The sequence below is a fragment of the Mycobacterium sp. NGS22 genome, from assembly GCF_059813095.1.
Genome location: NZ_JCALDY010000019.1, coordinates 98,247 through 109,670 on the forward strand (window position 1 = coordinate 98,247; position 11,424 = coordinate 109,670).

7 protein-coding genes are annotated in these 11,424 nt (G+C 70.0%); 2 read left to right on the plus strand and 5 right to left on the minus strand.

Annotation, left to right across the window (positions count from 1 at the left end; translation table 11 throughout):
* Positions 1-475: 475 nt before the first annotated feature.
* The gene (locus AC5Y47_RS18390) at positions 476-1,192 is read right to left on the minus strand and encodes a DUF1906 domain-containing protein (protein WP_499945663.1); all 717 of its coding nucleotides are present in this window, start codon (positions 1,190-1,192) and stop codon (positions 476-478) included.
* A gap of 309 nt (positions 1,193-1,501) precedes the next feature.
* Between AC5Y47_RS18390 and AC5Y47_RS18395 the strand changes: the two genes are divergently transcribed.
* Positions 1,502-2,641, plus strand: coding sequence for an aromatic ring-hydroxylating oxygenase subunit alpha (locus AC5Y47_RS18395; RefSeq protein WP_499945664.1), 1,140 nt, complete (start codon positions 1,502-1,504; stop codon positions 2,639-2,641).
* On the opposite strand, the gene AC5Y47_RS18400 is transcribed toward AC5Y47_RS18395, so the two are convergent.
* On the minus strand, positions 2,630-3,949 hold the full coding sequence (locus tag AC5Y47_RS18400; protein WP_499945665.1) for a lipocalin-like domain-containing protein: 1,320 nt from the start codon (positions 3,947-3,949) through the stop codon (positions 2,630-2,632). The genes AC5Y47_RS18395 and AC5Y47_RS18400 overlap by 12 nt on opposite strands.
* Before the next feature lie 83 nt (positions 3,950-4,032).
* Here AC5Y47_RS18400 and AC5Y47_RS18405 point away from each other — a divergent pair, with 83 nt between their 5' ends.
* On the plus strand, positions 4,033-5,499 hold the full coding sequence (locus AC5Y47_RS18405; protein WP_499945666.1) for an aldehyde dehydrogenase: 1,467 nt from the start codon (positions 4,033-4,035) through the stop codon (positions 5,497-5,499).
* A 1-nt stretch (position 5,500) separates the two neighbouring features.
* Here the strand turns inward: AC5Y47_RS18405 and AC5Y47_RS18410 are convergent, their stop codons facing one another.
* From AC5Y47_RS18410 to AC5Y47_RS18420, 3 genes are read right to left on the minus strand one after another with little or no spacing between them, the layout of a single operon-like run.
* Positions 5,501-5,956 (minus strand): MaoC/PaaZ C-terminal domain-containing protein, encoded by a 456-nt coding sequence (locus AC5Y47_RS18410; RefSeq protein ID WP_499945667.1) that lies wholly within the window; start codon positions 5,954-5,956, stop codon positions 5,501-5,503.
* On the minus strand, positions 5,949-6,485 hold the full coding sequence (locus AC5Y47_RS18415; protein ID WP_499945668.1) for an FAS1-like dehydratase domain-containing protein: 537 nt from the start codon (positions 6,483-6,485) through the stop codon (positions 5,949-5,951). Before AC5Y47_RS18415 ends, AC5Y47_RS18410 begins: the two co-directional genes overlap by 8 nt.
* 18 nt (positions 6,486-6,503) lie before the next feature.
* A complete protein-coding gene (locus tag AC5Y47_RS18420; protein WP_499945674.1) occupies positions 6,504-11,189 on the minus strand; it encodes a PE family protein in 4,686 nt (1,561 codons plus the stop codon).
* Positions 11,190-11,424 lie beyond the last annotated feature (235 nt).

Here is an 11,424-nt window from a genome sequence, read left to right on the forward strand (position 1 = left end):
GGGACCCGTCCCCCGCCGAGTGCCTGGCAACTTCGGGCGATTCCGCGTCGAATCACAGCCGTAGTCGTCTGACCGGTGCTGCGTATGGGCGGCGGCACGTCGTCGAGCGGGGCCATGCGCTGCACGCGGTCCTAATAAGGGTGTCATGTGAATCTCTACGAATTCTTGGAGGTGATTGGTTACTGGCGAGTTCTACGCGCGGGTAACCGTGTCGTGGGTAACACCACGTTTGGCCACCGATGCTGACGTTGCCGACAAACGTCCTGCATGCAGGTGGTTACGGTTGAGTAGCTATAACGTCGCTGTTCAAGGCAGTATTGTTACCAAATCGTTATCTCAAAAATTTCGCCCTCGGCCGTCGCGTATTTCCGCGCCCGCCGGCCGGCTGCGCATCCGTCCGTCCGCGAGCTGAGCGAACGAGTGTTTGCTGGAATGCCTGCTAAAAACTCTCAGCAGTCTTAATAAGTGGTCCGGGTCACGCCCACTGGCCGAACTGGGGCTTGAGGATCTCGTTGATGTCGACGCCCACCCCGCCGACTGTGCGCTTGTCTATTTCGACCTGGTGCAGATGCGCCGCGGGGTGGGTGTAGCCCTGGGGGGATCCCCAGTTGTGCTGCCAGAAGAAGGTGCCCAGTCCGTCGTTGACCGCCCAGTCGATGGTTTTCGAGTTGGCGTACACCCCGGTGCGCTGATGTCCCACGACCGACTCCCAGGACCGCAGATACGGCACGATCTGGTTCTTGTACTGCTCGTATGACGGGTTGTCGTCGATCGAGGCGTAAATAGGAGCATTGGAGGGACCTCCGGCAGCCGCGTGCAACTCCATCCCACGTTTGGCGTGTTGCACGCCGGCGGCCGCACCGCCCAGCCAATCCGAGGTGCTGCCCTTGCCGAATTGATAGCAGGACACGATCTTGAGGCCGCTGCCGTGCAGGTCGCGCGCCTCGGCCAGCTGGATGGGCTTGCCGAGCATCCACGCGCCGCCGGGCCTGCGGTCCGAAACGTACCGGATTGCCCCGATCGCGCCGGCCGCCCTGATCTCGCTGGCGGGGATGACGCCTGCCGCGTAGTCCAGCAGCGTGCCGAGCGAGCCAGAAGCTGTAGGCGCGGCCACCGACGCCGCTGCGCCCAGGGCCAGCAGGCCGGGAGCCGTGGCCGCGATCCTGAGCACGTCGCGACGAGAGACCGGCATAGGCCAGAGGGTACGACACAAACATCACAAGACACGGCGGCCACACCAGTCACTGCGCATTTGATTGACTCTGCGCACAGGGCGCCAAAGTGCGAGTAACCCCCACCCTCAGCGCAGACTCAACGCCCGAAGGCGACACAGCACGCCTGGCCTGCCGGGCACCTTCAAGTTGACTCTGCGCACAGGGCGCCAAAGTGCGAGTAACCCCCACCCTCAGCGCAGACTCAACGCCGCGAAGGCGTGCTGCGACGCGCCTGTCACTATAAAGTTAGTAAAGTTAGCTTCGGGCATGCGCGAACAGGGGCTCCGATGGATCACGACCAGCTGATCGACCTCGCCCGCCGTGCGCTGAAACTGGCGCGCGACAAGACAACCGATCTCGCGCCGACCACACACCGCGTCGCCGCGGCCGAGTACACCTCCCGCGAGCGGCATGACCGTGACCGGGCAATGGTGCTCAACAGCCCGCAACTGGTCGGCTATGTCTCCGAACTGCCACGGCCGGGCGCCTACTGCACGAAGACCGTGCTGGGCCGGTCGATCCTGCTGACCCGCACGGGAGACGGTTCGGTCAAGGCGTTCGACAACGTCTGCCTGCACCGGCAGTCCCAGGTCGCCTCCGGATGCGGGGTCGCCAAGCGGTTCACCTGTCCCTACCACGCCTGGACGTACGACAACACCGGCCGTCTGGTCGCGGTGCCGGGCCGCGAGGGTTTCCCCGACACCACGCCGAAGTCCGACGGGCTGACCGAGCTACCGGCCACCGAATTCGCCGGATTTCTCTGGGTGGCACTGGATCCCGGCACGACGCTGGATGTGGCGGCGCACCTGGGACCGCTGGCCGACGAACTCGACTCGTGGGGCATCGGACGCTGGTCTCCCCTGGGCGAGAAGGTGCTCGACACCCCGATCAACTGGAAACTGGCGGTGGACACCTTCGCGGAGAACTATCACTTCGCCACCGTGCACGAGAACACGTTCGCGACGATCGCCCGCAGCAACTGCACGGTGTTCGACGCCTACGGGCCGCACCACCGACTGATCTTCCCGCTCAACACGATTCTGGACCTGGAGAACGTCCCCGAGGACAAGTGGGTTCCGTTCAACAACCTGGTCGTCATCTACGCGATCTTCCCCAACATCGTCATCTCGGTGACGATGGCCAACGGCGAGTTGTTCCGGGTGTATCCCGGCGACCGGCCCGGCCGGTCGATCACCGTGCATCAGAACTCCACTCCCCTGGACATCTCCGACGAATCCGTGGCAGCCGGCGCGCATGCTGTCTTCGAGTACGCGCACGCCACCGTCCGCGACGAGGACTACAAGTTGGTGGAGGCGTTGCAGGCCAACCTCGAATCCGGTGCGCGAGAACACCTTCTGTTCGGCCGCAACGAGCCGGGGTTGCAGCACCGTCACATCGCTTGGGAACAGGCGCTGTCAGCCCGTTGACAGTGCGGTGATCAGATCGTCGAGAATCGTTGCCAGCGTGTCTTGTTGAGCGCTGCGCAGTTTGTCCGCCGACGCCACGGCCTCATCGCGTCGGCCGGTGGCCACGAGCATAGAGATCTCATCCACCGCGGCCCGCAGTCTCGGATCGTCCACTTCGGTTTCCAGTACCTGCAGCAGTTCCCAATCCCGGTACAGCGCCAGCGAACGTTCGTTGAAGGCGAAGGCGGTCACTTGCTCACCGGCCAAGGTTCCGCGGTATCGGTACGGGCCCTCCATGTACTCGATCGGCAGGCCGTGCGCCGGCGCCGGCACCAGCGGCTCGCCGACGATGTCCAATTGCAGTGCGGCGCAGGTGATCCTGTGGCGGTCGGGCAGGTACCGGGCCTTGGCGGGCGGGCGAATCAGCGACCGGATCGACTCCGGCCACCGGACGTAGCTGTCGACGACGACGTCGAAGTCTTCGATGCACTGCGGCGGAGTCCCGTCGGGATAGCTGGTCGTGATCCCGGTAAACGGCTGCAGCGCATTGCCTTCGGTGCGCAGGAACTGCCGCCAGATGCTCATGTCGACGCCGTTGTCGAAGTTGATGGTGCGCCATTCGTGGGATCTGGTGCGCGGCGGCTCGCCGGTGCCTCCACCGGCGTATTTGGGGAACCACTGCCGGTCGACGTGCCCGCTGGTGCCGCTGACTCGTTCGTCGCGTTCGCCCCAGCGCAGCGTCCCCGTCATCGCCATACCGGTTTGGAAGTAGGAGTAGGTGTCGTCCTGGCCGAAGCAGGCGATCTTGCCGTTGTGGACCGAGGCGCCCAGCGGGGTCGGCGACCGAGTCGGGGTGACGTGTAGGTCCAGCCGCATGGGCTGCCCGTGCTGGTCGGTGCCCAGCAGGCTGACGTCGTAGGTGTAGGGCCGCAACTTCCCGTCGGCATCGCGTGATGCCGTCCAGGTGGCGGTGCCCGAGCCGGTGTCATACTCCAGCCCGAGGTACCCGACCGCGCTGGACAGTTTGGGCTTGGCGCCCGGTTCCATGCTGGCCGGCGGCATGTCGTAATCGGTGAATGTGCCGTACTCTCCGGTGTCCAGGTCGAACAGTGCCAGCGTGTAGAAGTCGGCGACGATCGATCCGCCGGGGCGGTTCCTGTTGAAAATGGTCAGGAACGCAAGCGACCGACCGGTATCGGCGCTCAGTTCACCGGCGATGAACCAGGTGTCGGACTCCTGGCCGGGATGCTGACCCTCGGCGGCGGGGAAATCGAGTTGCTCGTCACCAGGTACGAGCCGGAACGGATAGCTGCGCCAATCATTCGTCACGTTCCACGCCTCATCCCGCTTTTTTGGCAATGTTAACATCAATAGCGAAAATGACCGTCTGCTTGCCCTGAGGTGGTGCCCCGATGACGGCGAACCCCCGCTCGTACGACGAGTTGTTCATCGGTGGCCGCTGGCGCAAACCGGCTGCATCCGAACGTCTTTCGGTGATATCCCCGCATACCGAGGAACCGATCGCTCAGGTCCCCGCCGCCGGACCCGACGATGTGGAGGCTGCTGTCGCGGCCGCACGACGGGCATTCGACCACGGCCCGTGGCCGCGACTGTCTCCGCAGGAGCGGATGCGCAAGGTCGAGGAACTGGCCGGCGTCTACGGCCGTCACATCGACGAAATGGCCGATCTGATCACCGCGCAAATGGGCTCGCCGCGCAGCTTCAGCAGGCTGGGCCAGGCGGCGGGGGCCGCCTCGATGATCCATCTGGCGCTGGCGACCGCCCGCGATTTCCCGTGGGTGGAGCGACGCCGCGGCGTGCTCGGCGAGGCTCACCTGCGGCGCGCCCCGGTGGGCGTGGTCGGCGCGATCGTCCCGTGGAACGTGCCGCAATGCCTGATCATGCCCAAGCTGATCCCCGCGCTGCTCGCGGGCTGCACGGTGATCATCAAGCCGGCGCCCGAAACCCCTTTGGACGCCTTGTGGTTGGCCGAGATGATCGAACAGATCGATCTGCCCGAGGGCGTGGTGTCGGTCATCACCGGCGGTCCGGAGATCGGCGAGGCGTTGGTGCGGCATCCCGGCGTGGACAAGATCGCCTTCACCGGGTCCAGCGCCACCGGTCGCCGCATCGCCGCGTTGTGCGGCGAGCAGCTGAAGCGGGTGAGCCTGGAACTCGGCGGCAAGTCGGCGGCGATCGTGCTGGACGACGCCGACATCGGCAAGACTGTCGCCGGACTGAAGACCGCCGGCCTGATGAACAACGGCCAGGCCTGCGTCGCGCAGACCCGCATCCTGGTCAGTGAACGCCGCCACGACGAACTCGTCGAGGCGCTGGCCGACATGATGACGACGCTGACCGTCGGGGATCCCGCCGACGAGAAGACCGATATCGGACCCCTTGTCGCACAACGACAACAACAACGGGTGCAGGACTTCATCCGGTCCGGGCAACAACAGGGCGCGCGACTGGTGGTCGGCGGCGACAACAGCCCCGAACCGCGGGGCTGGTACGTGCGGCCCACGCTGTTCACCGACGCGTCCAACGACATGCGCATCGCCCGCGAAGAGATCTTCGGCCCGGTCCTGACGGTGCTCACCTACACCGACGAGGACGACGCGGTCCGGATCGCCAACGACAGTGACTACGGATTGGCCGGCTCGGTGTGGACGGCCGACACCGCGCACGGTCTCGAGATCGCGGGGCGGGTGCGTACCGGCACCTACGGCATCAACATGTACATGCTCGACATCAGCACCCCGTTCGGGGGTTTCAAACATTCGGGGCTCGGGCGCGAGTTCGGCCCCGAGGGGCTGCACGAATATGTGGAGTTGCAGTCGATCGCGTGCAACGGAAAGCTACCTCCGCTACCCAGCTGAGCTATGCCGCCAGCACCTCGAGAGTGACCTCGGCGGGACAGCAGAGCTCTCCGCGTTGGTTATAGACGCCGACCTTCAGGTCGATGAGAAATTGTGAATCATCACCAGAGGTGTTGCAGCGCTTGGCGATAACGTTTCCGCGGCCGATCATCGTGTCGCCGGCATAGATCGAGCCCAACAGCGACATCTTGCGTCGCAGGACTCGGCTATAGGGACCCGCCCAGTCCGTGCCTACCCGGTCGACGAAGCCGGCGATATGCATCGTGTTGACGAAGATCGTCGGATGACCTTGAAGCTCAGCATATTCCGGATCGAAGTGCCCGGGGAAATAGTCCCAGGTCGCGCCCGCATTCATCACCACGCGTTCGTAGCTGATCTCGTCCACGACAGCAGGCAGTTCGACGGGGACGATCAACCCATGCCAGTCGAACCGGCGCTCGTGCGGTCCATCAGCCATCCGTCACCTCCCGCGGGTTGAAGCGGAACAGAGTATTGCGGTTCAGCGCGACCACGGCCCCGTCGTCGCGTCGGAAAGTGTCCAGCGTCTGAACGAAATGTCCGACACCGAGTTTGGTGGTTTTCTCCGCCGACACCGACACCACCTCCTCTACGATCGAGAGTCGATCGCCTTCGACCACCGGGATCAGGAACTCGGCTTCGTTGGACGCGTTGACAAAGGTCTTGCCCGGCAAGGGAACCCGGATCGCCAGTCCAGCCGCCGGCCGCTCACCGTCGGCGGACCACGGCTGCGGAATCAGCCAGCCCATCAACAATGCGGGCGGACCGACCAGCCCGCCCCACGTCCGGGTCGCGAAGTCCGGGTCCCAGTACGCCGGATTGCTGTCGCGCACGAGCGCGGCGAAGTGCTGGATCCGCGCCCCGCTGACCGCAGTTCCCGCCATCCTGGCCTCGGTGCGAAAACCCACCATCTTCAGCGCGTCCTCGTAGGTCCCGAACGCGTACCTGTAATTGATGTCCTCAGCCATCGACCGTCAGAGTATCTCCTACGTGCCGTCGTTGCCGGGGGTGCCGGGGGGGCCGGGGGGGTTTCCAGAGCCACCGACGGAACCGGAGCCGCCGGCGCCACCGGCGCCTTTCTGACCGTCCGCCCCGTTGCTCCCGTTGCCACCTGCGCCGGTGCCGGCCAGACCGCCCTCGCCGTACCACGCTCCATCGGCGCCATCCGTGCCGCTACCGCCAGCACCGCCGAAGCCTGACAGGCTGTCACCGCCATCACCGCCACCGCCCCCGCGTCCGCCGGTGCCGCCGTTACCACCAGTGCCGCCGTCAGCGCCATGGCTACGGGGATCTCCCGCGATACCGTTGCCACCATCGCCGCCGAAGCCGCCGTAGCCACCACTGCCGGCAATGCCGCCCGACCCGCCCTCACCGCCAGTGCCGGTCCCATTGGCCGCGCCGCCGGACCCGCCGCGACCGCCGGTGCCACCGGTGCCGCCGACTCCGCCGTTGCCACCGCGCGCGCCGTCTTCGGCGTACTGCGAGGGAGAGTTGCCGCCGTGGCCACCGTTGCCACCCTTGCCGGCGTCGCCGGCATTGCCGCCACGACCGCCGTCCCCTCCGTCGCCTGACCCCAGTGCCTGGCCGCCGGTGCCGCCGATGCCGCCGGCACCACCCTTGCCGCCGACCCCACCGTCACCGCCGACGCCGGTATGGGGGTCGGCGCCGATGGTGAGGCCGAAGCTGGTGCCGCCGTTGCCGCCGTCGCCGCCATCGCCTCCGGTGCCGCCGTCGCCGCCGCTGCCGCCATTACCCGAGATGGCACCGCCAGCACCGCCGGCACCGCCATTGCCGCCGGCAAAGCCGTTGGAGCCGTCCCCGCCGCGGCCGCCGGGGTCTCCATCACTACCGGTGGTGCCTAGTGAGCCGGACCTGCCGGCCGTGCCGTTACCGCCTGCACCGCCATCGCCACCGTTGCCGACCACCCCGCCGTTACCACCCGCACCGCCGTTGCCGGCGCCGCCACCACCACCGTCACTACCAGCACCACCGTTGCCGCCGTTACCGGACGGGCCGGCCGCCGGCGCACCATCGCCGCCGTTACCGCCGGCACCGCCGCCACCCCCGGCACCATCGGCACCCGTGGCCGCTTGAATGGGATGGTTGGCTTCGCCACCCACGCCGCCGACGCCGCCGATAGCACCTGCAGTGCCGTCGGCGCCGGTGCCGCCGTTACCGGCGAGGCCGGAGGCGGAGTCGCCGCCGTTCCCGCCCCGGCCGCCGAGACCTCCGGCACCACCAGTACCGCCGACACCGCCGACCCCGTTAGCTGAAAGGTCGGAATGCCCACCGTTACCGCCCTTGCCGCCTACACCGGCTCCGCCCGCGCTGCCACCGTTGCCGCCAGCACCGCCGGTGCCTGATCCGAGGGCCGCGCCGCCGGCTCCGCCGAGGCCGCCGGTACCGCCCGCCCCGCCGGTGCCGCCGGCGCCCGCTGTACCACCGGGGCCGAAAACGGAGGTCCCGCCGTCGCCGCCGAGCCCGCCGACCCCGCCTGCGCCAGCCGACCCGCCGAGACCGCCAGCCCCGCCGTTGCGTGTCCCTTGGGCCGCGCCGCCAGCGCCGCCAATACCGCCGACTCCGCCGTTGCCGCCGGTCCCGCCGCCACCCCCGGTGCCACCGGTATCGGTGGAGTTATTTTCGCCGGTGCCGCCGCCACCGCCGGCACCACCGTCACCGCCGCTGCCGCCGTTGCCGCCGTTGCCGCTGTTGCCAGAGATCGCTCCGCCCAAGCCGCCGGCACCGCCGTTGCCGCCGTTGCCGCCCGTGGTGCCGGCACCTCCGGCGGTGCCCGCACCGTTGACGCCGTGTGCGCCAGTGGCGCCGGTACCGCCACCGCCGCCGTTACCGCCGTTGCCGCCGTTGCCGACCGACCCAGCGTTTCCACCGGCTCCACCATTGCCGCCGTTACCGCCGTTGCCACCGCTGCCACCGCCGGAGCCACCGTGACCGCCGTTACCGGAGATCGCGCCGCCCGCGCCACCGTTGCCGCCGCCGCCGCCGGTGCCACCAGCTGAGTAGCCGCCGACTCCGCCTGCACCGCCGTTGCCGACCGACGCGACGTCACCTCCTAGCCCGCCGTATCCACCACCGGCGACGCCACTCCCGCCGGCACCACCGTCACCACCGTTTCCGGAGATCACACCGCCGCCGCCGCCATTGCCGCCGCCGCCGCCGACGCCGCCGGTGGCGCCGCTGTTACCGCCGTTACCGCCGCGGCCACCGTTACCGACCGACCCGCCGTCACCGCCGGTCCCGCCGTCACCGCCGTCACCGGCACCGAGTCCGACACCGCCGCCGCCGCCGTTACCACCGTTACCGGACGGGCCGGCCGTTGCGGCACCGTTGCCGCCGTCGCCGCCCGCCCCTCCAGCGCCCCCGGCAGCGGACGTACCCACGGCGCCTTTGGCACCGTCGCTACCCGACACCACACCACCCGTGCCGCCAGACCCGCCTTGGCCGCCAGACCCGCTGGCGCCGGCGTGGCCGCCATCAGCACCGTCCCCGGCGGCCCCGCCAGCGGAGTCACCGCCGCGGCCACCGGCACCACCGCTGCCTCCCATTCCGGAATCGCCGCCGGCACCGCCGTTGCCGCCGTCGCCGGTGCCACTTTGGTCGCTCCCACCGGTCCCACCGAAACCGCCGTCACCGCCGGCCGACCCCGTACCGCCGGCACCGCCGACCCCGCCGACACCGGACCCGTTGGCCGCCCCGCCGGCACCGCCAGCCCCGCCGGCCCCGGCGTTACCGCCACCACCACCGGCAGCGCCGGACCCGCCCGAGGAGCCCTCGGCGAATACGCCGTTGTTGCCGCCGTTCCCGCCGTCGCCGCCAAGTCCGCCCTGGCCGGCGGCACCGCCGGCACCGCCGGCACCGCCGTTGCCCGACCCCAGCGCGGTGCCGCCAGCGCCCCCAGCACCAGCGTTGCCGCCGTCGCCGCCGGCACCGCCAACCCCGCCCGGGTTACCGGAGCTGAAAAGGCCACCCGAATCGCCGGAGCCACCATTGCCACCGGTTCCGCCACTACCGCCGTTACCGCCGGCCCCGCCGTTGCCTCCGTTACCTGAGATCGCGCCACCCAGGCCACCGGCCCCGCCGTTGCCGGCGCTGCCGCCTATGGTGCCGGCACCGCCCGCGGTGCCGGTCCCGACGCCGCCGGAGGTGCCGGCAGTACCGGAAGCGCCGTTGCCTCCGACACCGCCCTGCCCGCCGTTGCCCACCGACCCGCCGTTACCGCCGGCCCCGCCATTGCCGCCTTGCCCACCGAGGACGCCCTGGACGCCGTTCGCGCCGTGGCCGCCTTGGCCGCCGTTGCCACCGCTGGTCGCCGCCGCACCCGCACTGCCGGTGGCGCCGTCGCTGCCACCCGTACCGCCGCTGCCAACCAATCCGCCGTCACCGCCGGCACCGACAGCACCGGGATTACCGCCATCACCACCACGCCCCCCGTCGGGAACACCACTAGCGCCGGAACCACCCGAGCCACCGTCGCCGGCTTTACCCGCCGCGCCGCCGGTACCGCCGTTGCCGCCGGTGCCGTTGATACCCGCGCTGCCCGAACCACCCGCAGCGACGCCGCCGGCATTACCCCCGGCGCCGCCGACACCACCGACCCCGCCGTCGCCACCAGCACCGCCGTTCTGTCCTGCTGCGCCCGCAGTGTCGGCCGCCGCACCATCCACACCGTCCCCACCAGCCCCGCCGCCGCCACCGGTCCCGCCGAGCCCGCCGGTCCCGCCGTCACCGCGCAACGACCCACCTAAGCCGCCAGTACCACCGGCACCACCGGCACCACCGGCACCACCATTGGCACCCGGATCGCCGGAATTGACCCCGCCTGCACCGACCGCGCCTGTCGCGCCGTTGCCACCGGCGCCACCGGTGCCACCGGTGCCCAGGTTGCCGCCGTTGCCGCCCGACCCGCCTTGCCCACCCGTGCCGGGCAGATCACCCGGCGCCGGGACGGTCGCACTGCCACCCTTACCGCCGGCGCCACCATTGCCCGAGGTCCCGGTCGGCAACTGACCAGCCGCGCCCTTGGCACCAGTGGCGCCACCGCCGCTGTCGCCACCGGCACCGCCCTGGCCCACCGCGCCCGCGTCGCCACCATTGCCGCCGGCACCACCCGCACCTCCAGTGGCCGCGTCGATCCCGGCACCGCCGGTACCGCCGTCGCCGCCGGCGCCGGCAGTGCCGCCCGCACCGCCGGTGCCGCCGACCCCGTGGGCCCCGTCGCTGTATCCGGCAGCCTGATGCCCGCCGCCGACGCCGCCGGCACCACCCAGCCCGCCGGTACCACCGGCACCGCCGTCACCACCGTCAAACCCGATTCCGCCGGCCGTGACCGCGTCCGCCCCATCGACACCGGCCCCGCCGGTGCCACCGACCCCGCCGGTCCCGCCCCTGCCGCCGTTCCCGCCGTCACCGCTCAGTGCGCCACCCAGACCGCCGGTCCCGCCGGCACCACCCCTACCGCCCACCCCGCCGACCCCGCCCGGGTCGTCAGGGTTGACCCCATCCACCCCGGCCGCGCCAGTCGCACCATCACCGCCCGCACCACCGGCGCCGCCATTGCCGCGGTTGCCGCCGGCACCGCCCGCGCCACCGTCGCCGCCACTAGCGCCGGCCGCGGCGGCATGAGAACCCGCCCCGCCGGCGCCACCGTTACCCATCACCCCGGTCGGGGTGGCCCCGGCCACGCCATCATTGCCCACACTGCTACCACTGCCGCCCGTGCCGCCCGCGCCGCCGAATCCGGTGTTGCCACCAGCCCCACCAGCCCCACCCTGACCCGTGAGCGAGCCGCCAGAGGCCCCGTCACCGCCGTCACCAGGGGTCGCGCCGTTACCGCCGTTGCCGGCGTTACCGCCGGCACCCGAGACCGCTGCGGTGCCATCAGCGGCCTGT

Bases quoted from the DNA above. Each gene is read 5' to 3' on its own strand.
- AC5Y47_RS18390 (WP_499945663.1), bottom strand. From the start codon at position 1,192: ATGCCGGTCTCTCGTCGCGACGTGCTCAGGATCGCGGCCACGGCTCCC.
- AC5Y47_RS18395 (WP_499945664.1), top strand. From the start codon at position 1,502: ATGGATCACGACCAGCTGATCGACCTCGCCCGCCGTGCGCTGAAACTG.
- AC5Y47_RS18405 (WP_499945666.1), top strand. From the start codon at position 4,033: ATGACGGCGAACCCCCGCTCGTACGACGAGTTGTTCATCGGTGGCCGC.
- AC5Y47_RS18410 (WP_499945667.1), bottom strand. From the start codon at position 5,956: ATGGCTGATGGACCGCACGAGCGCCGGTTCGACTGGCATGGGTTGATC.
- AC5Y47_RS18415 (WP_499945668.1), bottom strand. From the start codon at position 6,485: ATGGCTGAGGACATCAATTACAGGTACGCGTTCGGGACCTACGAGGAC.
- AC5Y47_RS18420 (WP_499945674.1), bottom strand. From the start codon at position 11,189: ATGGGTAACGGTGGCGCCGGCGGGGCGGGTTCTCATGCCGCCGCGGCC.